This window comes from Bradyrhizobium sp. Unk1 (genome assembly GCF_059512345.1).
The window spans coordinates 35,551-58,832 of sequence record NZ_JCAMOP010000037.1; the positions used below are offsets into that span (position 1 = coordinate 35,551).

Below are 23,282 nucleotides of genomic sequence, written 5' to 3' on the forward strand. Positions count from 1 at the left end.
CGCGATGCCTGACGTGACCATCATCTATTGCCGTCCCTGCGGCTACGAGAAGCGCGCCAAGGAGGCCGCTGCTGCGCTGCGGCAGCGTGCCGCCGTCACTTCCGTGTGGCCCTGATCCGGGGCGGAATCTGATCGCCTCCCTGAGGCCACGGCCGTCGCCGCGGCCTTTCAGCCCGCCGGAAATCCCTGAACAACAGCTCCGGCCAGCCCTCTTTCGCCAGGCGGGGGCGGCCCATAGATTGACGTTGGCTTAAGTCGTGACGGAACATTGTGCGGTCGAAATCATCAAAACTTCATGGCGCCTGCGCAGGATTGCCATGGAGATTCGCGTCAGTCTTGCCGCCGAAAGCGCCAATCCGTGCATCAGGAGCCCGCAACCCTGCCTAAAATATTGAAGGCACGAGTTTTTGTTCGAATTGCTGAATTCCACTCCGCCCCAAAACGCGCTAGTGGAGGGGCATGGGGCACGCGCGATGCCGGAGCCGGCGGCAAGGGTTCGTTGAGTGCCTGTACGTCGTCCGCCTGTCCGCCGGCCGCCCTGGCCGCTGAAGCGTTGTTCGAGGTCTAGATGCTGGAAGCCATACGCAGGGCGATGACGTTTCTGCGCCAGAAGCAAGTCCTGCATAAACTTGGAGTTGTGATCAGCGTCGCGGTCATCGGCATCGCTTGCTATGTGCTCTACCACATGCTGCGGGGCATCGACGTCAACGAGGTCCTCGAAGCGATCAAGAGCACCGAGCCGAGCCAGATTGCGATGGCGGCGCTGTTCGTGGCCGCGGGCTATTTCACCCTGACCTTCTACGATCTGTTCGCCGTGCGCGCGATCGGCCATGCCCATGTGCCCTACCGCATCAATGCGCTCGCCGCCTTCACCAGCTATTCGATCGGCCACAATGTCGGCGCCAGCGTCTTCACCGGCGGCGCGGTGCGCTACCGCATTTATTCCGCCTATGGCCTGAACGCGATCGACGTCGCAAAGATCTGCTTTCTCGCCGGCCTGACCTTCTGGCTCGGCAATGCCGCGGTGCTCGGCCTCGGCATCTCCTACCATCCGGAAGCCGCGGCCTCGATCGACCAGCTTCCGCCCTGGCTGAACCGGATGCTGGCGATGATGATCATCGTGGGGCTGGTCGCCTATGTGGTCTGGGTCTGGACCCAGCCGCGGGTGGTCGGCCGCGGGCCCTGGACCGTGGTGCTGCCGGGCGGACCGCTGACGCTGCTCCAGATCGCCATCGGCATCATCGATCTCGGCTTCTGTGCGCTCGCGATGTACGTGCTGGTCCCGGACGAGCCCAATCTCGGCTTCGTCGTGGTGGCGGTGATCTTCGTCTCGGCGACGCTGCTCGGTTTCGCCAGCCACTCGCCGGGAGGGCTCGGCGTGTTCGATGCCGCCATGCTGGTCGGCCTCTGGCAGATGGATCGCGAGGAACTGCTGGGTGGCATGCTCCTGTTCCGCGTCCTCTATTATCTCTCCCCCTTCGTCATATCTGTAATCTTGCTGACGTTTCGCGAGGTTATAATCGGCGCTCGATCGAAGCGCTTGCAGCAGGCGGCGCTCAAGCTCGACCCCGGCCCGGCACGTGAAGCCGCCTATGTGAGAGAGCGCAGCGACAGCGGCGCCTGACCGGCGCATCCCCTTAGGAGAAGCCCGCCCCGATGGCGATCGACGCCCCATCTTCTCCCTCGGCGCAGCCCTGGTCCGACCGGCTGCGGCACTCGACCGTCATCCTGATCGCCGCGGCGCTGGCGCTGTCGGTGGTGGTCTCGCTCGGCGAATTGTCGGTGATGCGGGCGGCGACGGTGTTCCTCTGCATCGCGGCCGCGGCGCTGATCCCCTGGCGGCTGCACGACAACGCCGCCTCGCGCGACGACACCCGCCGCGTCAACCAGGTCGAGAGCGCGGCGGTGGCTGCGGTCGTCGCCGGCATGCCGGATCCGGCGGTGCTGCTCGACCGCGCCGGGCGTGTCATCCATCTCAATGCCGCCGCCGCCCAGCTGGCGCCGGCGCTGCGCAAGAACGAGCTCGCCCAGTTCGCGCTGCGCTCGCCGGAGATCATCACGGCGCTGCGTGAATCGATCGCCACCACCGAACCGCGGCGTGCGACCTATCTCGACCATGTCCCGGTCGATCGCTGGATGGAGCTGATCATCACGCCGGTGCCGGTGCCGACCTCCTTCGGCGGCGCCGACAAATGCATGCTGATGACCTTCCACGACCAGACGCCGCTGCGCCGGGTCGAGGAAATGCGCGCGGACTTCGTCGCCAATGCCAGCCACGAGCTGCGCACGCCGCTCGCCGCGCTGTCGGGCTTCATCGACACGCTCCAGGGCCAGGCCAAGGACGATCCCAAGGCGCGCGAGCGCTTCCTCGGCATCATGCACAACCAGGCGACCCGGATGGCGCGCCTGATCGACGATCTGCTCTCGCTGTCGCGGGTCGAGCTGTCGGCCCATGTGCGGCCCGACACCCTGGTCGACCTGTTGCCGATCATCTTCCAGGTCGCCGACGGGCTCGAGCCACTGGCGCGGGAGCGCCAGGTCGAGGTCGAAACCCATCTGCCTGAGACCCCGGTGATGATCGCGGGCGATCGCGAGGAATTGCTCCGTCTGTTCGAGAACCTGATTGAGAACGCGCTCAAATACGGGGCGTCGGGCGGACGTGTCATCGTGTCGCTGGCGGCCGCGGCAGCCACTGATGGAACTCAGGAAATCCGGGTCATGGTCCGCGATTTCGGCCCTGGCATCGCGCCCGAGCACCTGCCGCGGCTGACCGAGCGGTTCTACCGGGTCGACGTCGGCGACAGCCGGTCGCAGGGCGGGACGGGGCTCGGATTATCGCTGGTGAAACATATTCTTAACCGCCATCGCGGCCGGCTTTTGATCGAGAGCGTGCCCAAGCAGGGTGCCGTTTTCACGGCCTGTTTTCCCCAGGCGAAGACCGCGACTCTAACCTGATATTCAAGCGATTTCAAACGCTTGTATGTGTCATCCAGCTGTCACGAAACCTTCGTAAAAGCACAGCCGACCGCTCCTAAAGGGGCGGCACGGGGAGCGCGATCGGGCGCGGATGGCGCTTCGCTCCCCTGTATGGAGACCACCATGAATTTCATCAAAACGATCGTCGCTGCCGGCTTGGTCGCCGCATCGGCGACGGCGGCCTTTGCTGCCGACATTACGGGTGCCGGTGCGACGTTCCCGTTCCCGATCTATTCCAAGTGGGCTGACGCCTACAAGAAGGAGACCGGCAACGGTCTGAACTACCAGTCGATCGGCTCCGGCGGCGGCATCAAGCAGATACAGGCCAAGACCGTGACCTTCGGCGCCAGCGACGCGCCGCTCAAGGCCGAGCAGCTCGAGAAGGACGGCCTCGTCCAGTGGCCGATGGTGATGGGCGCCATCGTTCCGGTCGTCAACATCGAGGGCGTGAAGCCCGGCGAGCTGGTGTTCGACGGCGAGACCCTGGCCAGCATCTATCTCGGCAAGATCACCAAGTGGGACGACGCCGCGATCAAGAAGCTCAATCCGAACGTGAAGCTGCCGTCGGACGCCATCACCGTGGTCCGCCGCTCGGATGGTTCGGGCACCACCTTCAACTTCACCAACTATCTCTCCAAGGCCAGCGCGGACTGGAAGAGCAAGGTCGGTGAGGGCACCGCGGTCGAGTGGCCGGTCGGCGTCGGCGCCAAGGGCAACGAAGGCGTGTCGGGCAACATCAGCCAGACCAAGAACTCGATCGGCTACGTCGAGTACGCCTATGCCAAGCAGAACAAGCTGACCTACACCGGTCTCGTCAACAAGGCCGGCAAGCCGGTGCAGCCGACGGTCGAAGCCTTCCAGGCCGCGGCTTCCAACGCCGACTGGGCCAAGGCTCCCGGCTACTACGTCATCCTGACCGACCAGCCCGGCGACAAGTCCTGGCCGATCACGGCGGCGACCTTCATCCTCATGCACAAGGATGCCACCGACAAGGCAGCCTCGCAGGAAGCCATCAAGTTCTTCCGCTGGGCCTTCAAGAGCGGCGGCAAGGCGGCTGAAGAGCTCGACTACATCCCGATGCCGGACCCGGTCGTCCAGCTGATCGAGAAGACCTGGGCTGCCGAGATCAAGAGCTAAGCGCTCTTGTCCCGGACTGGGCGCCGGAATCTCACAAGACCTCCGCTCCGGATCGGCCTCGCGCCGCATCCGGAGCGCAACACCAACAACAAGACCGACAACAAGCGTATATCAAACGGGCACAGGGGATCGGCGTGGCAGAGATGGCCGTTCAGAGCGATATAATCGACGACGCCGGACCGTATGACCGCGCCAAGGCCTTGAGCGCCTTCAAGCTCGGCGACGTCACCTTCTACTGGATCACGCGGCTTTCCGCGATCTCGGTGCTGCTGATCCTCGGCGGCATCATCATTTCGCTGATCGTCGGCGCCTTCCCGGCGATGAAGGAATACGGCCTCTCCTTCCTGTGGACGCAGCGCTGGGCGCCGTCCGCCGATCCGCCGGTGCTCGGCGCGCTCGGACCGATGTACGGCACGCTCGTGACCTCCTTCATCGCGATGCTGATTGCCATTCCCGTGGGTCTCGGCATTGCGATCTTCCTCACCGAGCTCTGCCCGCAATGGCTGCGCCGCCCGATCGGCATGGCGATCGAGCTGCTCGCCGGCATCCCCTCGATCATCTACGGCATGTGGGGCTTCTTCGTGCTGGGCCCGTTCCTGGCCAACACCTTCCAGCCCTTCATGATCAAGATCTTCGACGGCGTCCCCGTGCTGGGCGCCATCTTCGCAGGTCCCCCGTCCTATCTCAGCCTGTTCAACGCCGCGCTGATCCTCGCGATCATGGTGCTGCCCTTCATCACCTCGATCTCGGTCGACGTGTTCAAGACGGTGCCGCCGGTGCTGAAGGAAGCCGCCTACGGCGTCGGCTGCACCACCTGGGAAGTCGTCCGCAGCGTGGTGATCCCCTACACCCGCGTCGGCGTCATCGGCGGCGTCATGCTGGCGCTGGGCCGCGCGCTCGGCGAGACCATGGCCGTGACCTTCATCATCGGCAACTCGTTCCGGATCTCCTCCTCGATCTTCGCCCCGGGCACCACGATCTCGGCGGCGATCGCATCCGAGTTTGCCGAGAGCGACGGCCTGCACCAGTCCGGCCTGATCCTGCTCGGCCTGCTGCTGTTCGTGCTGACATTCTTCGTGCTCGCAGCGGCGAGGTTGATGCTGATGCGGCTGGAAAAGAAGGCGGGGAACTAGCGCCATGAACCCGATCTATTCACGCCGCCGCCGCAAGGACATCGTTGTTCGCGGGCTCTGCATGGGCGCCGCCGCCTTCGGCGTCACCTGGCTTGCGCTGATCCTGATCACGCTGCTCTACAACGGCATCGCCGGTCTGAACCTGGAGCTCTTCGTCGCGGACACGCCGCCTCCGGGCTCGACCGAAGGCGGCCTGCGCAACGCCATCGTCGGCTCGATCATCATGACCGTGCTCGGCGTCGGCATCGGCGCGCCGCTCGGCCTGTTCGCCGGCACCTATCTCGCCGAGTACGGCCGCAACGACCGCCTGACCTCGGTGATCCGCTTCATCAACGACATCCTGCTGTCGGCGCCCTCGATCATCATCGGCCTGTTCATCTACGGCGCGGTGGTGGTGCCGATGCGCGGCTTCTCGGCGATCGCAGGCGCGCTCGCGCTCGCCGTCATCGTCATCCCGGTGGTGCTGCGCACCACCGAGGACATGCTGCTGCTGGTGCCGAACGCGCTGCGCGAGGCGGCGTCCGCGCTCGGGCTGCCGCGCTCGCTGGTGATCAAGCGCATTGCTTATCGTGCCGCCCGATCGGGTCTCATCACCGGCGTGCTGCTCGCGACTGCCCGCGTCGCCGGCGAGACCGCGCCGCTGCTCTTTACCGCGCTGTCGAACCAGTTCTTCAGCCTCGGCCTGAACAAGACGATGGCGAACCTGCCGGTCACCATCAACAACTTCGTGCAGAGCCCCTACGCCTATTGGAAGCAGCTTGCCTGGAGCGGCGCGCTGCTGATCACCCTGACCGTTCTTGCCCTGAATATTGGTGCGCGCATCCTTGGCGCCGAGAGGACCGCAAAATGAGTGAGCTTTCCGTATCGATGAGCGCGGCCGGTGGCCTGCCCCAGGCGCCGGTGCTGCCCGAAGCCCCGGCCAAGGTGACGGTGCGCAACCTCAACTTCTATTATGGCGAGCACCACGCGCTGAAGAACATCAATCTGGCGCTCGGCACCAACCGCGTCACGGCGTTCATCGGTCCGTCGGGCTGCGGCAAGTCCACCCTGCTGCGCATCTTCAACCGGATGTACGACCTCTATCCGGGCCAGCGCGTCACCGGTCAGCTCATGCTCGACCAGACCAACATCCTCGACCCCAAGCTGGACCTCAATCTGCTGCGCGCCCGCGTCGGCATGGTGTTCCAGAAGCCGACGCCGTTCCCGATGACGATCTACGAAAACATCGCCTTCGGCATCCGTCTCTACGAGAAGATCTCGAAGTCCGAGATGGACGACCGCGTCGAGAAGGCGCTGCGCGGCGGCGCGCTGTGGAACGAGGTCAAGGACAAACTCAACGCCTCCGGCCTGTCGCTCTCCGGCGGCCAGCAGCAGCGCCTCTGCATCGCCCGCACGGTCGCGGTGCGGCCCGAGGTGATCCTGTTCGACGAGCCCTGCTCGGCGCTCGACCCGATCTCGACCGCGAAGGTCGAGGAACTGATCCAGGAGCTGTCCGAGAACTACACGATCGCGATCGTCACCCACAACATGCAGCAGGCGGCGCGCGTCTCCGACAAGACCGCCTTCATGTATCTCGGCGAGCTGATCGAGTTCGACGACACCAGCAAGATCTTCACGTCGCCGACCGACCGGCGCACGCAGGATTACATCACCGGCCGGTTCGGCTGAGGAGACGGAACATGGGTTCTGAACATACCGCAAAGGCCTTCGACACCGACCTCCAGGAGCTCACGCGCCTGGTCGCCGAGATGGGCGGCATCGCCGAGCGCATGATCGTCGATTCCGTCGACGCGCTGATCCGCCGTGACGTCGCGCTCGGCCAGCGTGTCGTCACCATCGACGCCGAGCTCGACGCGCTTCAGAAGAAGATCGAGGAGCGCGCCGTGCTCACCATCGCGCGCCGCCAGCCGATGGCGGTGGATCTGCGCGAGATCGTCGGCGCCATGCGCGTCGCGACCGATCTCGAGCGGATCGGCGACCTCGCCAAGAACATGGGCAAGCGCGTCGCGGCGCTGGAGACCGATTTCCATCCGCTCAAGCTGTTCCGCGGCCTGGAGCACATGACCGACCTCGTGCAGCAGCAGGTCAAGTCGGTGCTGGATGCCTATGCCGCGCACGATCTGCCGGCGGCGATGGCGGTGTGGAAGGGCGACGAGGAAGTCGACGCCATCTGCACCTCGCTGTTCCGCGAGCTCCTCACCTACATGATGGAGGATCCGCGCAACATCTCGTTCTGCATCCATCTGATGTTCTGCGCCAAGAACATCGAGCGCATCGGTGACCACGCCACCAACATCGCCGAGACCGTGTTCTACATGATCGAGGGCCAGGCGATCACCGACAAGCGGCCGAAGGGCGACATGACGACCTTCGCCACGACGGTCCCGAACACTTAAGGAGCGACGACACCATGGGCGCACGCATTATGGTGGTTGAGGACGAGGAAGCTCTCACCGAGCTTCTCCGCTACAACCTCGAAGGCGACGGCTATGACGTCGAGACGGTGATGCGCGGCGACGATGCCGACACCCGCCTCAAGGAGCACATCCCCGATTTGATCGTGCTCGACTGGATGCTGCCGGGCCTCTCCGGCATCGAGCTGTGCCGGCGGCTGCGCACCCGGCCCGAGACCAAGCAGCTCCCGATCATCATGCTCACCGCGCGTGGCGAGGAGAGCGAGCGGGTGCGGGGCCTTGCGACCGGCGCCGATGACTACATCGTCAAGCCGTTCTCGGTGCCGGAGCTGCTGGCACGCGTGAAGGGCCTGCTCAGGCGCGCCAGCCCGGAGCGGCTCGCCACGGTGCTCGCCTATGGCGACATCGAGCTCGACCGCGACAAGCGCCGCGTGGCGCGTTCGGGCCGGCCGATCGATCTCGGTCCAACCGAATATCGCCTGCTGGAGTTCTTCCTGGAGCATCCCGGCCGCGTGTTCTCGCGCGAGCAGCTGCTCGACAGCGTCTGGGGCCGTGACATCTACATCGACGAGCGCACCGTCGACGTCCATATCGGCCGCCTGCGCAAGCTGCTCAATCTCGGCCGCGAGCAGGACCCGATCCGCACCGTCCGCGGCGCGGGCTACGCACTGGACGATCGCTTTGCGAAGGCGGAGCAGGCGTAGGGTCCGCCGCAAGCCAGCAAACAAAAAGCGCGCCGGGTGGCGCGCTTTTTTCTTGCTCGATCGTCCCAGCCCTGTGCCGGGACAAGGTTGTCTGGAGCTAACTCAGCGCGGACCCGGCTTCGCCGGCGCGCGACGGCGATCGGCCGCGGGCTGATACGCCACGCGCGAGTGCTGGGCGCAGTAGGGCAGGCCGGAGAGCGCCTTGCCGCCGCAGAAGAAGAAATCCGGGCTCGAGGGATCGCCGACCGGCCAGTGGCAGGTGGCCTCGTTCAGCTCCAGCAGCGACAGCCGCTGGCTCATCGGCACGACGTTGTCGTAGGTGACCGGTTCGGCCTCGACCTCGACCTCGAAGGCCTGCGCCAGCGCGGTGTTGCCGCGCGCGATCGGGCGGGTCACCCGCATCATGTGCTGGGCGGGGCGCGCCTTGCGCGGCCGGGGCGCTGCCGATGAAGGGCTCTTGGCGCGGCCCGACAGGCCGAGCCGGTGCACCTTGCCGATCACGGCATTGCGGGTCACATTCCCGAGTTCAGCGGCGATCTGGCTGGCCGAAAGTCCGGCCTCCCAGAGCTTTTTCAGCTGCTCGACGCGATCATCCGACCAGGTCAAAACGGTCATTGCACCCTTTCCTTCGCCGGCGCCTGCCATCCTGGCGGCCGCACGGCGAATGCCTAAGCTTCGAAAAACCCGTGCCGCCAGAATCCCTTAAGGCTCGCCGGGCGCGCCAGATGCGCCCGAACGCTTACGCCGGTACATGAGGACTTAGAGGATCAGAACTGCTGCACGAGATGTCGTATCTGACAAGCCAAACGCTACAATATGGCGTGACTCACGCGCAAGAGTCCGCCGACTCGCTTCCACATGTTCCGTGGCGGAAATACGCAAAATCGACACCGCAAGACTACGGATTCTGCGTTTCGCGAGGCTTTCCGGGCGGCATTGACACCGGTTTCACCAGGCATAAGATAGTCGTGCGTGCCGCCCTTAAAAGGCGGCACGTTTCGTTTTCCGGGCCGGTCAATGGTGCGTTGCGCAATGCACGCTCACACCGTCCGCAACATTCAAGTGATCGTCATGACTAACAGCGCAGCGCCGCACTTGCTCCCCGTTTTCGCCAGGTCCGACCTCGGTTTCGAGCGCGGCGAAGGCTGCTGGCTGATTGCGACCAACGGCGATCGCTATCTCGATTTCACCTCGGGCGTGGCGGTGAATGCGCTCGGCCATGCTCATCCTGCGTTGGTCAAGGCGTTGCAGGAGCAGGCCACCAAACTCTGGCACATGTCGAACCTGTTCCAGAGCCCGGACGGCGAGAAGCTTGCCGCGCGTCTGTGCAATGAAAGCTTCGCGGACTTCGTGTTCTTCTGCAATTCCGGCGCTGAAGCGCTGGAAGGTGTGATCAAGCTGGTCCGCCATCATCACTTCTCAAAGGGGCATCCGGAACGTTACCGCATCATCACCTTCGAAGGCGCCTTCCACGGCCGCACGCTGGCAACGCTCGCCGCGACCGGTTCGGCAAAATATCTCGAGGGGTTCGGCCCGCCGATGGACGGCTTCGACCAGGTCCCGCATGGTGATATCGAAGCCGTCAAGAAGGCGATCGGTCCGCAGACCGCCGGCATCCTGATTGAGCCGATCCAGGGCGAGGGCGGCGTGCGTTCGGCAACGCCCGCCTTCCTGAGGGCGTTGCGCCAGCTCTGCGACGAGAAGGGTCTGCTGCTCGCGTTCGACGAGGTGCAGACCGGCATGGGCCGCACCGGCGATCTGTTCGCGCATCGCCGCACCGGCGTCACGCCTGACGTGATGTCGCTGGCCAAGGCGCTTGGCGGCGGCTTCCCGATCGGCGCGGTGCTGGCGACCGCGGACGCGGCTGCCGGCATGGGGCCCGGCTCGCACGGCTCGACCTTCGGCGGCAATCCGCTCGCGATCTCGGCTGCCAACGCCGTGCTCGACGTCATGCTCAAGCCCGGCTTCTTCGATCACGTGCAGAAGATGTCGCTGCTGCTCAAGCAGAAGCTCGCCTCCGTGATCGATCGTTATCCTGACATCGTCAGCGAAGTGCGCGGCGAAGGCCTTCTGATCGGCATCAAGGCCGTGGTGCCGTCAGGCGATCTCGGCGCGGCGCTGCGCAACGAGAAATTGCTCACGGTCGGCGCCGGCGACAATGTCGTGCGCTTCCTGCCGCCCTTGATCGTCACCGAAGCCGAAATCGAGGACAGCGTCGGTCGGCTCGAACGCGCCTGCGCCGCGATCTCGTCCAGTCAGACCAAGCGGGCGGCAAGCTGATGAGCAAGTCCCCGAAGCACTTTCTGGATATCAACGAGCTCCCGCTGTCGGAGCTCAAGAGCATGCTCGCGGCCTCCTCCGCCATGAAGGCGAAGCAGAAAGCGCACCAGCCGGTGAAGCCGCTGGAAGGCAAGACGCTGGCGATGATCTTCGAGCGTCCCTCCACCCGCACCCGCGTCTCGTTCGACGTCGCCATGCGCCAGCTCGGTGGCGAGCCCATCATGCTGACCGGCGCCGAGATGCAGCTCGGCCGCGGCGAGACCATCGCCGACACGGCGCGCGTGCTGTCGCGCTATGTCGACGCCATCATGATCCGCATCCTCAATCACGAGGCCCTGCTGGAGCTGGCGGAATATGCGACGGTGCCCGTCATCAACGGCCTGACGCGGCGCTCGCACCCTTGCCAGGTGATGGCCGACCTCATGACCTACGAAGAGCATCGCGGCCCGATCGAGGGCAGGACGGTGGCCTGGACCGGCGACGACAACAATGTGCTGGCGTCCTGGGCGCATGCCGCCGAGCGTTTCAAGTTCAAGCTCAATGTCGCGACGCCGCCGGAGCTTGCGCCGAAAAAGGTGATGCGGGACTTCATCAAGGCCACCGGCGCGCCGATCGTGCTCGGCACCGATCCCGAGGCCGCCGTGAAGGGCGCCGACTGCGTCGTCACCGACACCTGGGTGTCGATGGGCGACAAGGAGGGCGAGCACCGTCACAACGTGCTCAAGCCCTATCAGGTCAATGCGAAGCTGATGTCGCTGGCCAGGCCCGATGCGCTGTTCATGCATTGCCTGCCCGCCCATCGCGGCGAGGAAGTCACGGACGAGGTGATCGACGGCCCGCAATCGGTCGTGTTCGACGAGGCCGAAAACCGCCTGCATGCGCAGAAGGGCATTCTGGCCTGGTGCTTTGACGCGGTGAAGTAATCTCACTTGTAGCCCGGATGGAGCGCAGCGAAATCCGGGTTTGTGTCCGCAGTTGGAGTGGTCCCGGATTGCGCTACGCTCCATCCGGGCTACGCGGGCTATCGCGTAATCCTGTGGCTATGGGTCCCGTATCAGCGCTTCGCGCGCCCCGGGACGACATCGAATTTGCAGGATCCTGTGCGATCATAAGTGCATCCGGAACACACCACCCTTGCGCCCTCTTCCATTTTCCTCCATCGACCCCAGATAAAGCGCCATGGTTTCCCAATCCCCTGACATGAATACCGGGCCTGAAGGCCCGGTTCGCGCGCCATCAGCGGTTCCCATCGATGACGCCGTGCTGCCTTACGAGGTCGACGCGCTCGACGTGCGTGGCCGCCTGGTGCGGCTTGGTCCCGCGCTCGACGAGATCCTGACCAAGCACGATTATCCCGCTGCCGTGGGCAAGCTGCTCGGCGAGGCCATCGTACTGACGACGCTGCTCGGCTCGGCGCTGAAGTTCGAGGGCCGCTTCATTCTCCAGGCCCAGACCGACGGTCCGGTGTCGTTCCTGGTCGTCGACTACATGGCGCCGGATCGCCTGCGCGCCTATGCGCGCTACGATGCCGAGCGCCTCGGCGAGATAAAAGATTCCGGCACGCTCCTCGGTAACGGTCATCTCGCCATGACCATCGACCAGGGTCCCGACATGAGCCGCTACCAGGGTCTGGTCGCGCTCGACGGCGGTAGCCTGGAAGATGCCGCCCACGAATATTTCCTGCGCTCCGAGCAGATCCCGACGCGCGTGCGTCTCGCGGTCGGCGAGGAGTGGCGCTCGAACGACGGCGGCAAGCATCGCTGGCGCGCCGGCGGCATGCTGATGCAGTTCCTGCCGAAGGCGCCCGAGCGCGCGCGGCAGGCCGATTTGCATCCCGGCGATGCGCCCGAAGGCGCGGAGGTGCATGCTGTCGCCGAAGACGACGCCTGGGTCGAGGCGCGTTCGCTGGTCGAGACCGTCGAAGACGTCGAGCTGATCGACCCCGAGCTCTCCGGCGAACGACTGCTGTTCCGCCTGTTCCACGAGCGCGGCGTGCGCGTGTTCAATCCGCTGGTCCTGAAGGCGCAATGCTCCTGCTCGCGCGATGCGGTTGGCGCGATGCTGAAGAGCTTCTCGCCCGACGACCGCGCCGCCATGGTCAAGGACGACAAGGTCGTGGTGACCTGCGAGTTCTGCTCGTCGGTGTACCAGTTCACGCCGCCCGAGGCGGGCGTCGAGGGTGCGTAGGCATCGCATCCTTCGTCATTGCGAGCCACACACTTGGTGTCGTCGCCCGGCTTGACCGGGCGATCCAGTACTCCGAGACGGCAGTGATTGAGCCGAGAGGCTGCGGCGTACTGGATGCCCCGCCTTCGCGGGGCATGACGGCTGCAAGTGTTGCGACGATCTCGGCGCGCCCTAGTTCAACACCCGCTTGTTGTCCGGGCTGTCCAGCGAGAACGTCGGCACGTCGATCTCGAAGCGTTCGCCGCTTTCGCTGACCATCTGGTAGCGGCCGGTCATGAAACCCGAGGCGGTCGCGAGCGGCACGCCGGAGGTGTACTCGAAGCGCTCGCCGGGAGCCAGGGTCGGCTGCTCGCCGACGACGCCCTCGCCCCTGACCTCCTGCTGGCGGCCGGTGGCGTCGGTGATGATCCAGTGTCGCGTCTTCAGCTGCACGGTTTCGTCGCCGGAATTGGTGATGACGATGGTGTAGGACCAGAAATAGCGGGAGCGGTCGGCCGACGACTGCTCCGGAACAAAGTTCGGCTCGACGGTCACTTCGATCTGGCGGGTCACGGCGCGATACATGGCTGCCATCATAACGAAAACCCGGCCGGGAACCAACGGCCGCAGGCGGTTTTGGCGACATCGTGCCGCCAGAATTACCGAGGAAGTAGATCCCAATGTGATCCGGCCGCTTTGCGAGACGACGGCCGGACCTGTACACTCCTTGATACGTCGCGATTTGCGGAAGGGTTTCGAACCCCCGATGACCATTGCCGACCAAGTGACGGGATCGACGATCGCGGGAACCGGCAAGCCTGCGGAGGCCAGACCTGCGGAGGCGAAGCCGCGCTCCGCCGCGCCGGCCATCACGCTGCCCGCCATCGGCGAGCGCGAGCTCCGGCTCGACCTGTTCCGCGGGCTCGCGCTGTGGCTGATCTTCGTCGACCATCTGCCGCCGAGCCTTTTGACCTGGTTCACGATCCGCAATTACGGCTTCAGCGACGCTACCGAGATCTTCATCTTCATCTCCGGCTATACTGCGGCGTTCGTCTACGGTCGTGCCATGCTCGAAAGCGGCTTCGTCGTCGCCACCGCGCGCATCCTGCGGCGCGTCTGGCAGATCTATGTCGCCCACGTCTTTCTGTTCACGATCTTCCTCGCCGAAATCTCCTACGTTGCGACCAGGTTCGAGAACCCGCTCTACACCGAAGAGATGGGCATCATGGATTTCCTCAAGCAGCCGGACGTCACGATTGTGCAGGCGCTGCTGCTGCGCTTTCGTCCGGTCAACATGGACGTGCTGCCGCTCTATATCGTGCTGATGCTGGCGCTGCCCTTGATCTTGTGGCTGATGAAATGGCGGCCCGACGTGACGCTCGGCCTCTCGGTCGTGCTCTACGCGGTGACCTGGGAATACGACCTCTATCTGTCGGCCTATCCGAACGGCTTCTGGGCGTTCAATCCCTTCGCCTGGCAATTGCTTTTCGTCTTCGGTGCATGGTGTGCGCTCGGAGGTGCGCGACGCATGTCGCGCATCCTGGCGTCCCGCGTCACGATGTGGATCTCGATCGCCTATCTGGTCGCGGCGTTCTACGTGACGCTGACCTGGTATGTGCCGCAGCTCTCCCACTTCATGCCGAAGCGGCTCGAGCAGTGGATGTATCCGATCGACAAGGCCGATCTCGACGTGCTGCGCTTCACGCATTTCCTGGCGTTCGCCGCACTCACCGTTCGCTTCCTGCCCCGGGAATGGCCGGGCCTGAAATCGCCCTGGCTGCGGCCGCTGATCCTCTGCGGCCAGCATTCCCTGGAGATCTTCTGTCTCGGCGTCTTCCTCGCCTTCGCCGGCCATTTCATCCTGGCCGAAGTCTCCGGCGGCGCAGCCATGCATGCGCTGATTAGTCTCTCCGGAATCCTGATCATGTGGGGCGTTGCCTGGGTGATTTCGTGGTACAAGCGCGTGGCTGACAAGAGCGGTGCGAAAACCAAAAACGCCGTCGGCAACGCCGATCTGGCGGGAGGGGGCTGATGAAGGCGAAGGTTCTCCTGAGCCTGGTCCTGCTGTGCGGTAACCTCGCCGCGCCCCTGGCGCGCGCGGGCGATGCTGCGTCGACTGCTCCGGCCGCACCCCCGGCCTGCGAATTGCCATCCTATCTGCTCACCACTGAAAGCCAGCTTCCCAGGGTCGCCGACGCCATCAAGGCCGGCAAACCGCTGGAAATCCTGGTCATAGGCAGCCGTTCGACCACGATTCCGGCCTCGGAGGACAGCTCCTATCCGGCGCGCATGCAGGCCATTTTGAAGGACAGGCTGCTGCCGTCGGAGGCCGTGCATGTCTCCGTAGAAATACAGAGCAAGAAGACGGCCGAGGAAGCGGCCACCACCTTCGTTAAGCTGATGGAAGCAAAAAGGCCTACTTTGGTCATCTGGCAGACCGGGACTGTCGATGCTATCCGAGCGATTGATCCCGATGATTTTCGCGGGGCGGTGACCGGAGGGGTTTCCGCGTTGCAAAAAGCAGGGGCTGACGTCGTCTTGATGAACTTGCAGTACAGCCCACGTACCGAAACCATGATCTCGGTGCCGCCCTATCTCGACAATATGCGGGTGGTGGCGCAGGAGCATGACATCCCGCTGTTCGACCGTTTCGCGATCATGCGGCAGTGGAATGATCAGGGTCAGTTCGACCTGTTCAGCCCGTCCCGCGGGCCAGAGCTGGCGAAACAGGTCCATGATTGCCTTGGCCGGGCGTTGGCACAGTTCGTGATCGACGCAGCCCATCTGGGGCCGGCTGAGCAGCAAAATTGAGGTCTAGCGTTAATGAGTTCTCTCCGCCCTTTTTGCCTGACGGCGTGGCTGGCTGCCCCCGCGGCGGCTCTGCTGTTGCTGACGCCGGTGTCGCTGGCACCGGTGCAGGCGCAGGCCATGCAGGCAACGCCCGCGCCGCAGCAGGCCGCTAGTCCGGCTCCCGCTTCGCCCTCCCAGACCACCGTCGCCGTGACGTCCCCCGAACAGCGCGGCGTGACCGCGCGCGCCATCGACAAGGTGAAGCAGGTCGCGAAATCCGCCGGCGACATTTTCAGCCGCGTGCCTTGCCTCGCACCGAAGGGCGGCGCGAAGACGATGGGCTCGCTGCCGCATGTCGCGGGCAAGCTCGCCGCCGGCAAACCCGTCGCGATCGTTGCGTTCGGCTCGTCGTCGACGGCAGGCTATGGCGCGAGCTCGCCCGATTTCAACTATCCGAACCGCCTCGCCGCGCAGCTCCGGCGGCAATATCCGAGCGCCGACATCACCGTCATCAATGCGGGCGTCGGCGGCGAGGACGCGCCCGAGATGATGAAGCGCCTCCAGAAGGAGGTGATCGACGTGCATCCGGATCTCGTGATCTGGCAGGTCGGCACCAATGCGGTGCTGCGCAATCTCGATCCCGGTGACACCGCCAAGATGGTCGAGGACGGCATCTCCCGCATCCAGGCCGCCGGCGGGGCCGACATCGTGCTGGTCGATCCGCAATACTCGCCGGCCGTGAACCAGCGCAAGGAGAGCGCCGGCAAGATGGTGCAGCTGCTCGGCAAGGTCGCCGAGCTTCGTCACGTCGGCATCTTCCCCCGCTTCGAGGTGATGCGCGACTGGCACGAGAAGCAATCGATCCCGGTCGAGAGTTTCGTGATCGCCGACGGCCTGCACATGAACGATTGGGGCTATGCCTGCTTCGCCCAGCTCCTCGGCGACGACATCATCCGCTCCGTCGGTCAGATCAAGCTCGGCGTGAATGTGCCGGCTGATGTGCGGACGTATCGGCCGATGTGAGCTTCGCTCACCCTCCCCTGGAGGGGGAGGGTCGCTTCGCATGCAGCGAAGCGGAATGCGGAGCGGGGCGGGGTGACGGTGCTTCCGCATCGAATACTGCCCGCTTGGAGAGATCACCCCACCCCGCTCGCGCTTCGCGCGATCGACCCTCCCCCTCCAGGGGAGGGTAAGAGCCTCACGCCTTCTCCAGCGCCGCGGTCAGATCCTCGATCAGATCATCCGCATGCTCGAGCCCCGCCGAGAAGCGGATGAAGCCCTCGCTGATGCCGAGCGCGGCGCGGTCTTCCGGCTTGAGGCGCTGATGCGTCGTGGTCGCCGGATGCGTGACGAGGCTCTTGGCATCGCCGAGATTGTTCGAGATTTTTGCAAGCTTGAGCTCGTTGAGCACGCGGAACGCGCCCTGCTTGCCGCCCTTGACCTCGAAGCCGACCAGCGTCGAGCCGCCGCGCATCTGCTTCTTCACGAGAGCTGCCTGCGGATGGTCGGCGCGGCCGGGATAGACCAGGCGCGAAATCTTCGGATGGCTCGCCAGCACGTCGGCGATGCGTCCCGCCGTCTCGGTCTGCGCACGCACGCGTACGCCGAGCGTCTCCAGGCCCTTGAGCAGGACCCACGCGTTGAACGGCGAGATCGACGGGCCGGTCTGGCGCATGAAATTGTGGATGTGCTCGGCGATGAACGCTTCCGACGACAGGATGATGCCGCCGAGACAACGGCCCTGGCCGTCGATGTGCTTGGTCGCGGAATAGACCACGACGTCGGCCCCGAGTGCGAGCGGGCTCTGCCAGATCGGTGTCGCAAACACGTTGTCGACGACGAGCCGCGCGCCGCCGCCGTGCGCGATCTCGGCAATGCCGGGAATGTCGAGCACGTCGAGCGTCGGATTGGTCGGGCTTTCCAGGAAGAACGTCTTGGTGTTCGGCCTGAGCGCACGCTGCCACTGGTCGAGATCGGCCCCGTCCACCAGCGTGGTCTCGATGCCGTAGCGCGGCAGCAAGTCCTGGATGACGTAGAGACACGAGCCGAACAGGGCGCGCGAGGCGACCACGTGATCGCCGGCCTTCAGCGGCGCCAGGATCGCGGTCGTCACCGCGGCCATGCCGGTTGCGGCCGAGCGCGCCGCCTCGGCGCCCTCGAGCTCGATCATGCGGCGCTCGAACATCGCGATGGTGGGGTTGGAGTAGCGCGAATAGATGAAGCCGGGGTCCTCGCCCTTGAACCGCGCCTCGCACTCCTCGGCGCTGTTGTAGACATAGCCCTGGGTCAGGAACAGCGCCTCCGACGTCTCGCCATATTGCGAGCGCAGGGTGCCGGAATGAACCAGACGGGTTTCAGGACGGTATTGCGTGGTGGACGCCGGGGACTTCGACATAGGACCTCCTCTGCGTGACCATCGAAAATGGTCACAAAAAAACCGGCCTGGATAACTTCCACGGGCCGGGATCACAGAGGTCCCCGGCCTGTTTAGCGACTTATTTAACGTGGCTGCAAGCCGGCCGGCTCAAATCACCACGGGATAAGTGATGCTCATATTCCGCAATGGCCTTTCCGTCAAGGCGTCCATCGGATAGCCGTAAAAGGCTAGTATTTCCCGCATGTCCGGATGCGTTTGACCCCCGACGAGGACCCCTGGTTGAGCTTCACGGTTGCCGCCGACGCCAATGGTATCCTGCCCGACCGCATGATCGCAGCGATGGCGGAGGCAGGCCTCATCCTGCCCGCTTATGACTTCGTCGAGAGCCAGATCCAGCCGGCGAGCCTCGACCTCCGCCTCGGTGACATCGCGTATCGCGTTCGCGCCAGCTTCCTGCCCGGTCCCGGCGCGACCGTCGCCGAGCGCATCGACGAGTTGAAGCTGCACGAGTTCAGCCTCACCGATGGCGCGGTGCTGGAGACCAATTGCGTCTACATCGTGCCGCTCTTGGAAAGCCTGGCGCTGCCGCCGGAGATCGTCGCCGCCGCGAACCCGAAAAGTTCGACCGGCCGGCTCGATGTCTTCACACGCGTCATCGCCGACGGCACCCGCCGCTTCGACATGATCGGCGCCGGCTATCACGGCCCGCTCTACGCCGAGATCAGCCCGAAGACGTTTCCGGTGCTGGTCAGCGAGGGCTCGCGCTTGAGCCAGGTGCGCTTCCGCACCGGAGATGCCATCCTCAACATCGACGAGCTCGAGGCGCTGCATGCGACCGAGCGTCTGGTCGATCTCGACGATGCTGATCTCACCGGCGGCGTCGCCGTCTCCGTCGACCTCTCCGGCGAGAAGGCCAACGGCTTCGTCGGCTACCGCGCCAAGCGCCACACCGGCGTCGTCGACGTCGACCGCCGCTCCGGCTATGCGGTGGAGGATTTCTGGGAGCCGATCTCGGCGCGTCCCGATGGCAGCCTGATCCTCGACCCCGGCGAGTTCTACATCCTCGCCTCCAAGGAAGCCGTGCAGGTGCCGCCCGATTACGCCGCGGAGATGGTGCCGTTCGATCCCCTGGTCGGCGAGTTCCGCGTGCACTATGCCGGCTTCTTCGATCCCGGCTTCGGCTATGCCGGCGCCGGCGGGCAGGGATCGCGCGCCGTGTTGGAAGTGCGCTCGCGCGAAGTGCCGTTCATTCTCGAGCACGGCCAGATCGTCGGCCGTCTCGTCTACGAGAAGATGCTGGCGCGCCCCGACGCGATGTACGGCCAGCGCATCGGCTCGAACTACCAGGCGCAGGGGCTGAAGCTGAGCAAGCATTTCCGGGTGTAGTAATAGCCCACCCTCCGCTGTCATTCCCCGCGAAGGCGGGGAATCCAGTACGCCACGGCCTCTCGACTCAATCACAAGCGCCTCTGGAATACTGGATCGCCCGGTCTTCGCAGGGTGATGACACCGAGCTTGTGGCGTGTTGCGTCACCCCATCCGCGATGACACACTCCCGCAAAACAACGATCGGGAGCGAACATGACCGCCGCATCAGACGCAGCACAAGAAGCGCAATGGAAGCGCTGGCGCGCGGTCGCCGACCTCTATCACGCCTACTTCACCGGCCTCATCCTCACCGTCGTCACGCGGCGCGGTACGGCGGATGCTGCCGAATTCGTCTTCCGCGTGTTTCGCCGCCAGCAGCAGGAGCGCTTCCTGCCGGGGCTCGAGAAGCTCGGTCTCAGTCATCTGCCGCCGGCGGTGGCCGCCGCGCAATATCACTATCTCTCCAACTGGATCGGCGGCGTGCATGTCGAGTACATGTATGAGAGCGACTGCAAAGCCTGGATCCGCTATCCGCCGCCGCGCTGGATCTGGAAGGGTACCGCGATCTGTGGCGTGCCGGGTGAGGTCTCGCGCGCGATGCTGCGCGGCTGGCACGCCAACAATGGCGTCGCGCTCGGCGATCTCAGGCTCGGCTTCGTCTGCACCAAGCAAAGCGTCGACGGTCAGGACGGGCTCGAAGGCTATTATCATCAGTACGACCACCCGCTCGAGGTGGACCAGCGCCTGGTGTTCGCGCGCCATCTGGAAGCGCCATTGTTCGACGCTAAGACCGCGCCTGCCTTGCCCGTCGCGAGCTGGCCGAAGCCGCGGCTGGAAAAAGCCTACCGCAACTACGCGATGGAATATGTGCGCACCGCCGCGCCCGTCATGGTGCAATTGTTCGGCCCGGAAGACGCCGGCTATCTCCTGCATCTCACGGGCAAGCTGATCGGGATGCAGTATTTCGACGAGGTTGCAGCGGCGCTCGCAATGAGCCGCGGCGGCGCCAGCGAGTTCGCAGCGTTCCTGAATGCGCTGTTTGCCGCGCAGGATGACTCTGCCGAGACGACGGCATCGGAAGGCACGTTTGAATTTCGTCAGCAGAGCTGGAAGCTGATGGATGACGTCGCCGACTATCATCGCGCCTGCACCAAGGTGCTGGAAGGGTTGTTCGAGGGGCTCGCTGCCGGATGCGGGCGGCACATCGGCGTGCACCTGCGCCCGACAGCGGGCGGTCGGCCGCCGCTGGTGTGGACCATTGAGTAATTCCACCACTTGAAATGCGCTGCCGCAGGGCACGCCTGCATCCGGCGCAGGAGGAATCGGCAAATGCCGTGCTAAGCCTGTCGCCGCGCCTTCCGCGCGAAGAAATTTATTGGCACACCTACGCATTGCCGCGCCGCGAATGGCCTGCGCCCGGGAGAGGACATGTCCGACATCGCCGAAATCCCGGTCGATGAACAAGAGCGTCCGTTGCCGCCGCCTCCGCGGCCGGTACGAAGCGCGCTGATGGACGGGCCGATTCTGCGCACGCTGCTCGGCCTCGCCTGGCCGAACGTGGTCGCGCTGTCGGCCGGCACCTGTGTGGTGATCGCGGAGACCTCCTATATCGGTCGGCTCGGCGTCGAGGCGCTAGCCGCAATGGCGCTGGTGTTTCCGACAGTGATCCTGACCATGACGATGTCCGGCGGGGCCATGGGCGGCGCCGTGGCGTCGGCCATTGCGCGGGCGCTCGGCGCAGGCGACCGCGAGCGCGCCGGCACGCTCGCCGCACATGCACTGCTGATCGGCATCACCTTCGGCCTCGTCTTCATGCTGGGTATGCTGATCTTCGGGCCGCGCGTTCTGGAAATGCTCGGCGGACGCGGGGATGTGCTGACGCATGCGATCGCCTACACACAGGTGTTTTTTGGCGGGGCCGTGCTGCCGTGGCTGCTCAACACCATGGCCGGCGTGTTGCGCGGCACCGGCAACATGAAGCTGCCCTCGCTGTTGATGCTGAATTCCGCGGTCATGCAGGTCGTGCTTGGCGGCACGCTGGGCCTCGGGCTCGGGCCCGTGCCGCAGTTCGGCATGCGCGGCGTCGCGGCCGGCTCGCTGATCGCCTATTCCATGAACATCTGTGTGATGGGCTGGTACCTGTTCTCCGGCCGCGCCCGAATCGTACCGAAACTGCGCGGGCTGCGGGTCCAATGGGCGATGTTCTTCGACATCCTCAAGGTCGGCGCCATCGCCTGCTTCTCGCCGCTGCAATCGGTGCTGACGATCTCGATCTTCACCCACATGCTGGCAAAGTTCGGCACTGCGATCCTCGCCGGCTACGGCATCGGCGCGCGGCTGGAATTTTTGCTGACCTCGATCGCGTTCTCGTTCGGCATCGCCTCGGTGCCGATGATCGGCATGGCGATCGGCGCGGTGCGCATCGCGCGCGCCCGGCGCATCGCCTGGATCGCCGGTGCGAGCGCGTTCGTCGCCGTCGGCGCGCCGGCGTGCCTCGTCGCGCTGTTCCCAGATCTCTGGGTCAACATCTTCACCGACAGCGCCACCGTGCGCGCGACCAGCCATCAATATCTGTCGACGGTGGCACCATTCTACGCCTTCATCGGGCTCGCCTCGACGATGTATTTCTCGTCGCAGGGCGCGGCGAAGGTGATCGGTCCGGTGCTGGCGCAGACCGCGCGCCTGATCTACATCGCGGCGATCGGCTGGTGGCTGTCGACGCACGACGCCACCGCGCAGAGCTTCTTCTGGCTGGCCGCCAGCTCGATGGTCGTGCTCGGCCTGCTCTCGTGCTCCAGCGTGGTGCTGACACGCTGGGGGCCGCGCGAGAACAAGCCTGCGATCAGGCCGGCTCTTTCGGCTGCCGACTAACGGTGCCTGTGGCGGCGATGGCCGCCACCGCCGACATTGGCGAGCCGCATCAATTGCGGAATCATCGCCATCATGTCGCCGCCACTGGTGCCGCCGAGCATGCCCATGATGTCGCCGCCACCCATGCCGCTCACTCCGGTCGGCATGTAGCCGCCACCGCCCATCGGCGTGTAGCCGCCGTAGTTGGGCGCGCCGAAGCCACCGCCGAAATTGCCGCCGCCGCCCATCATGCTGCCGAGCCCGCCGCCGCCATTGTCCATCATGCGGCTCATCATCGGACCCATGGTCTGCATCAGCATGGCGAAGCGGCGCTTGCCCATCTTCGCCTTCATCATCTCCAGCATCGGCGCCATCTGGGTCATCATGTCCTCGCCGCCGGCGCCTCCGCCGCCGAGGAACTGCGCCTTTGCCGGCGCGCTCGAGATCGAAAACAGCAGCAGCACGGCGGCTGCCTGGCAGATCACTTTATCCGCACCTCTCATGGCCTGCTCCTCGCGTGCGTGGCTCCGCCGGGAGAGCGGAGCCAACCGGACGCACGCGGCCATCGTTAGGGCCGGCGAGGGCAGGGCTCTGTGAGAAAGATCACGCCGCCACGGCCGGGAACGCCCGGTGTATCGCGGCGACGGCGTCCCTGGTCTGCCCCTGGACGTAAGCCGCAAGCTCGTTCGGCAGCATGTCGATGATCCAGACAAGGCGGCAGCTCGTCTCGCCCTCGGCGATCACCTGCACCGAGGCGCTGTAATGCCTCAGCCGCTCGTTGTTGATGGCGTAGACCAGCCGCTGCCGCGCATCGTCGCAATCGACCAGCACCTCGCGTGCCACTGATCCATTGGCGAAGGTGACGATGCGTGCATCGCCGTCGAGCGTGCAGGCGGTGACGAAGCCCGGCGCCAGCCGCTGAGGCAGCGCTCCGAAATCTCGTACGGCGTCCCAGACGTCGCGGGCGGGAACGGGGAGGGAAATGTCGTTGTGGATGGAGGCCATGAAGGTGTCCTTGATTGGGAAAGTCGTCACCACAAACACCGTCATTGCGAGCGTAGCGAAGCAATCCAGAGATGTTTCCGCA

23 protein-coding genes and 1 riboswitch are annotated in these 23,282 nt (G+C 65.0%); of the genes, 18 read left to right on the forward strand and 5 right to left on the reverse strand.

Annotated elements, in window-relative coordinates; translation table 11 throughout:
- Nucleotides 1-4: 4 nt before the first annotated feature.
- From AC5ZFO_RS35495 to phoB, 9 genes are all read left to right on the forward strand, one after another.
- Nucleotides 5-115: an Rdx family protein gene (locus AC5ZFO_RS35495; RefSeq protein WP_496123243.1), complete on the forward strand. Its 111-nt coding sequence runs from the start codon at nt 5-7 to the stop codon at nt 113-115.
- Between the two features lie 453 nt (nt 116-568).
- The gene (locus AC5ZFO_RS35500) at nt 569-1,624 is read left to right on the forward strand and encodes a lysylphosphatidylglycerol synthase domain-containing protein (RefSeq protein ID WP_282525054.1); all 1,056 of its coding nucleotides are present in this window, start codon (nt 569-571) and stop codon (nt 1,622-1,624) included.
- Nucleotides 1,625-1,656: 32 nt separating this feature from the next.
- Nucleotides 1,657-2,955, forward strand: a complete 1,299-nt coding sequence (locus AC5ZFO_RS35505; RefSeq protein ID WP_282525055.1) for an ATP-binding protein — start codon at nt 1,657-1,659, stop codon at nt 2,953-2,955.
- A 144-nt stretch (nt 2,956-3,099) separates the two neighbouring features.
- Nucleotides 3,100-4,113, forward strand: coding sequence for a phosphate ABC transporter substrate-binding protein PstS (gene pstS / locus AC5ZFO_RS35510; protein ID WP_014491295.1), 1,014 nt, complete (start codon nt 3,100-3,102; stop codon nt 4,111-4,113).
- Between the two features lie 143 nt (nt 4,114-4,256).
- Nucleotides 4,257-5,246 (forward strand): phosphate ABC transporter permease subunit PstC, encoded by a 990-nt coding sequence (pstC, locus tag AC5ZFO_RS35515; protein WP_282525093.1) that lies wholly within the window; start codon nt 4,257-4,259, stop codon nt 5,244-5,246.
- Between the two features lie 4 nt (nt 5,247-5,250).
- Nucleotides 5,251-6,096, forward strand: a complete 846-nt coding sequence (gene pstA, locus AC5ZFO_RS35520) for a phosphate ABC transporter permease PstA (protein ID WP_282525056.1) — start codon at nt 5,251-5,253, stop codon at nt 6,094-6,096.
- Nucleotides 6,093-6,914 carry a phosphate ABC transporter ATP-binding protein PstB gene (pstB, locus tag AC5ZFO_RS35525; protein WP_014491298.1) on the forward strand — a complete coding sequence of 274 codons (822 nt, stop codon included), beginning with the start codon at nt 6,093-6,095 and terminating at the stop codon, nt 6,912-6,914. The genes pstA and pstB overlap by 4 nt, the downstream gene beginning before the upstream one ends.
- Before the next feature lie 11 nt (nt 6,915-6,925).
- Nucleotides 6,926-7,642 (forward strand): phosphate signaling complex protein PhoU, encoded by a 717-nt coding sequence (gene phoU, locus AC5ZFO_RS35530; protein ID WP_028155152.1) that lies wholly within the window; start codon nt 6,926-6,928, stop codon nt 7,640-7,642.
- Nucleotides 7,643-7,656: 14 nt separating this feature from the next.
- Entirely contained in the window at nt 7,657-8,364 is a 708-nt protein-coding gene (gene phoB / locus AC5ZFO_RS35535) for a phosphate regulon transcriptional regulator PhoB (protein ID WP_014491300.1), read from the forward strand.
- Between the two features lie 102 nt (nt 8,365-8,466).
- On the opposite strand, the gene AC5ZFO_RS35540 is transcribed toward phoB, so the two are convergent.
- A complete protein-coding gene (locus AC5ZFO_RS35540) occupies nt 8,467-8,979 on the reverse strand; it encodes a GcrA family cell cycle regulator (protein ID WP_014491301.1) in 513 nt (170 codons plus the stop codon).
- 456 nt (nt 8,980-9,435) lie between these two features.
- Between AC5ZFO_RS35540 and AC5ZFO_RS35545 the strand changes: the two genes are divergently transcribed.
- The 3 genes from AC5ZFO_RS35545 to AC5ZFO_RS35555 all read left to right on the forward strand — a co-directional run bounded on the left by AC5ZFO_RS35545 (nt 9,436) and on the right by AC5ZFO_RS35555 (nt 12,831).
- On the forward strand, nt 9,436-10,644 hold the full coding sequence (locus AC5ZFO_RS35545) for an aspartate aminotransferase family protein (protein WP_212095151.1): 1,209 nt from the start codon (nt 9,436-9,438) through the stop codon (nt 10,642-10,644).
- Nucleotides 10,644-11,567, forward strand: a complete 924-nt coding sequence (gene argF / locus AC5ZFO_RS35550; RefSeq protein ID WP_282525057.1) for an ornithine carbamoyltransferase — start codon at nt 10,644-10,646, stop codon at nt 11,565-11,567. Before AC5ZFO_RS35545 ends, argF begins: the two co-directional genes overlap by 1 nt.
- A gap of 256 nt (nt 11,568-11,823) precedes the next feature.
- Nucleotides 11,824-12,831 (forward strand): Hsp33 family molecular chaperone, encoded by a 1,008-nt coding sequence (locus AC5ZFO_RS35555; protein WP_282525058.1) that lies wholly within the window; start codon nt 11,824-11,826, stop codon nt 12,829-12,831.
- A gap of 171 nt (nt 12,832-13,002) precedes the next feature.
- Here AC5ZFO_RS35555 and apaG read toward each other — a convergent pair whose 3' ends face one another.
- On the reverse strand, nt 13,003-13,395 hold the full coding sequence (apaG, locus tag AC5ZFO_RS35560) for a Co2+/Mg2+ efflux facilitator ApaG/CorD (RefSeq protein ID WP_014491305.1): 393 nt from the start codon (nt 13,393-13,395) through the stop codon (nt 13,003-13,005).
- Between the two features lie 181 nt (nt 13,396-13,576).
- Between apaG and AC5ZFO_RS35565 the strand changes: the two genes are divergently transcribed.
- The 3 genes from AC5ZFO_RS35565 to AC5ZFO_RS35575 are packed head-to-tail and all read left to right on the forward strand — an operon-like array spanning nt 13,577 to nt 16,623.
- Complete coding sequence (locus AC5ZFO_RS35565; protein WP_282525059.1) at nt 13,577-14,842, forward strand: OpgC domain-containing protein; 1,266 nt, start codon at nt 13,577-13,579, stop codon at nt 14,840-14,842.
- A complete protein-coding gene (locus tag AC5ZFO_RS35570; RefSeq protein WP_282525060.1) occupies nt 14,842-15,621 on the forward strand; it encodes an SGNH/GDSL hydrolase family protein in 780 nt (259 codons plus the stop codon). Before AC5ZFO_RS35565 ends, AC5ZFO_RS35570 begins: the two co-directional genes overlap by 1 nt.
- A 12-nt stretch (nt 15,622-15,633) precedes the next feature.
- Nucleotides 15,634-16,623: an SGNH/GDSL hydrolase family protein gene (locus AC5ZFO_RS35575; RefSeq protein ID WP_282525061.1), complete on the forward strand. Its 990-nt coding sequence runs from the start codon at nt 15,634-15,636 to the stop codon at nt 16,621-16,623.
- Nucleotides 16,624-16,798: 175 nt separating this feature from the next.
- Here the strand turns inward: AC5ZFO_RS35575 and AC5ZFO_RS35580 are convergent, their stop codons facing one another.
- The gene (locus tag AC5ZFO_RS35580; RefSeq protein WP_282525062.1) at nt 16,799-17,995 is read right to left on the reverse strand and encodes an O-succinylhomoserine sulfhydrylase; all 1,197 of its coding nucleotides are present in this window, start codon (nt 17,993-17,995) and stop codon (nt 16,799-16,801) included.
- A 71-nt stretch (nt 17,996-18,066) separates the two neighbouring features.
- Nucleotides 18,067-18,146, reverse strand: a riboswitch (SAM riboswitch).
- Between the two features lie 80 nt (nt 18,147-18,226).
- On the opposite strand from AC5ZFO_RS35580, the gene AC5ZFO_RS35585 reads away from it, so the two are divergent.
- The 3 genes from AC5ZFO_RS35585 to AC5ZFO_RS35595 all read left to right on the forward strand — a co-directional run bounded on the left by AC5ZFO_RS35585 (nt 18,227) and on the right by AC5ZFO_RS35595 (nt 22,216).
- The gene (locus tag AC5ZFO_RS35585; RefSeq protein WP_404979889.1) at nt 18,227-19,363 is read left to right on the forward strand and encodes a 2'-deoxycytidine 5'-triphosphate deaminase; all 1,137 of its coding nucleotides are present in this window, start codon (nt 18,227-18,229) and stop codon (nt 19,361-19,363) included.
- 195 nt (nt 19,364-19,558) lie between these two features.
- Nucleotides 19,559-20,611, forward strand: coding sequence for a hypothetical protein (locus tag AC5ZFO_RS35590; protein ID WP_282525063.1), 1,053 nt, complete (start codon nt 19,559-19,561; stop codon nt 20,609-20,611).
- A gap of 162 nt (nt 20,612-20,773) precedes the next feature.
- Nucleotides 20,774-22,216 carry an MATE family efflux transporter gene (locus AC5ZFO_RS35595; protein ID WP_496123244.1) on the forward strand — a complete coding sequence of 481 codons (1,443 nt, stop codon included), beginning with the start codon at nt 20,774-20,776 and terminating at the stop codon, nt 22,214-22,216.
- On the opposite strand, the gene AC5ZFO_RS35600 is transcribed toward AC5ZFO_RS35595, so the two are convergent.
- Together AC5ZFO_RS35600 and AC5ZFO_RS35605 are read right to left on the reverse strand one after the other, a co-directional pair.
- Complete coding sequence (locus tag AC5ZFO_RS35600) at nt 22,213-22,698, reverse strand: hypothetical protein (protein ID WP_282525065.1); 486 nt, start codon at nt 22,696-22,698, stop codon at nt 22,213-22,215. The genes AC5ZFO_RS35595 and AC5ZFO_RS35600 overlap by 4 nt on opposite strands.
- Nucleotides 22,699-22,798: 100 nt before the next feature.
- On the reverse strand, nt 22,799-23,200 hold the full coding sequence (locus tag AC5ZFO_RS35605) for an SRPBCC family protein (protein ID WP_282525095.1): 402 nt from the start codon (nt 23,198-23,200) through the stop codon (nt 22,799-22,801).
- Between the last annotated feature and the right edge of the window lie 82 nt (nt 23,201-23,282).

Coding starts and splice junctions, on each gene's coding strand:
- AC5ZFO_RS35495 (WP_496123243.1), top strand. CDS start 5: ATGCCTGACGTGACCATCATCTATTGCCGTCCCTGCGGCTACGAGAAG.
- AC5ZFO_RS35555 (WP_282525058.1), top strand. CDS start 11,824: ATGGTTTCCCAATCCCCTGACATGAATACCGGGCCTGAAGGCCCGGTT.
- pstS (WP_014491295.1), top strand. CDS start 3,100: ATGAATTTCATCAAAACGATCGTCGCTGCCGGCTTGGTCGCCGCATCG.
- AC5ZFO_RS35585 (WP_404979889.1), top strand. CDS start 18,227: ATGCGTTTGACCCCCGACGAGGACCCCTGGTTGAGCTTCACGGTTGCC.
- AC5ZFO_RS35500 (WP_282525054.1), top strand. CDS start 569: ATGCTGGAAGCCATACGCAGGGCGATGACGTTTCTGCGCCAGAAGCAA.
- AC5ZFO_RS35545 (WP_212095151.1), top strand. CDS start 9,436: ATGACTAACAGCGCAGCGCCGCACTTGCTCCCCGTTTTCGCCAGGTCC.
- AC5ZFO_RS35575 (WP_282525061.1), top strand. CDS start 15,634: ATGAGTTCTCTCCGCCCTTTTTGCCTGACGGCGTGGCTGGCTGCCCCC.
- apaG (WP_014491305.1), bottom strand. CDS start 13,395: ATGTATCGCGCCGTGACCCGCCAGATCGAAGTGACCGTCGAGCCGAAC.
- AC5ZFO_RS35570 (WP_282525060.1), top strand. CDS start 14,842: ATGAAGGCGAAGGTTCTCCTGAGCCTGGTCCTGCTGTGCGGTAACCTC.
- AC5ZFO_RS35600 (WP_282525065.1), bottom strand. CDS start 22,698: ATGAGAGGTGCGGATAAAGTGATCTGCCAGGCAGCCGCCGTGCTGCTG.
- pstC (WP_282525093.1), top strand. CDS start 4,257: ATGGCCGTTCAGAGCGATATAATCGACGACGCCGGACCGTATGACCGC.
- argF (WP_282525057.1), top strand. CDS start 10,644: ATGAGCAAGTCCCCGAAGCACTTTCTGGATATCAACGAGCTCCCGCTG.
- phoU (WP_028155152.1), top strand. CDS start 6,926: ATGGGTTCTGAACATACCGCAAAGGCCTTCGACACCGACCTCCAGGAG.
- AC5ZFO_RS35590 (WP_282525063.1), top strand. CDS start 19,559: ATGACCGCCGCATCAGACGCAGCACAAGAAGCGCAATGGAAGCGCTGG.
- AC5ZFO_RS35595 (WP_496123244.1), top strand. CDS start 20,774: ATGTCCGACATCGCCGAAATCCCGGTCGATGAACAAGAGCGTCCGTTG.
- AC5ZFO_RS35580 (WP_282525062.1), bottom strand. CDS start 17,995: ATGTCGAAGTCCCCGGCGTCCACCACGCAATACCGTCCTGAAACCCGT.
- AC5ZFO_RS35505 (WP_282525055.1), top strand. CDS start 1,657: ATGGCGATCGACGCCCCATCTTCTCCCTCGGCGCAGCCCTGGTCCGAC.
- AC5ZFO_RS35540 (WP_014491301.1), bottom strand. CDS start 8,979: ATGACCGTTTTGACCTGGTCGGATGATCGCGTCGAGCAGCTGAAAAAG.
- phoB (WP_014491300.1), top strand. CDS start 7,657: ATGGGCGCACGCATTATGGTGGTTGAGGACGAGGAAGCTCTCACCGAG.
- AC5ZFO_RS35565 (WP_282525059.1), top strand. CDS start 13,577: ATGACCATTGCCGACCAAGTGACGGGATCGACGATCGCGGGAACCGGC.
- pstA (WP_282525056.1), top strand. CDS start 5,251: ATGAACCCGATCTATTCACGCCGCCGCCGCAAGGACATCGTTGTTCGC.
- AC5ZFO_RS35605 (WP_282525095.1), bottom strand. CDS start 23,200: ATGGCCTCCATCCACAACGACATTTCCCTCCCCGTTCCCGCCCGCGAC.
- pstB (WP_014491298.1), top strand. CDS start 6,093: ATGAGTGAGCTTTCCGTATCGATGAGCGCGGCCGGTGGCCTGCCCCAG.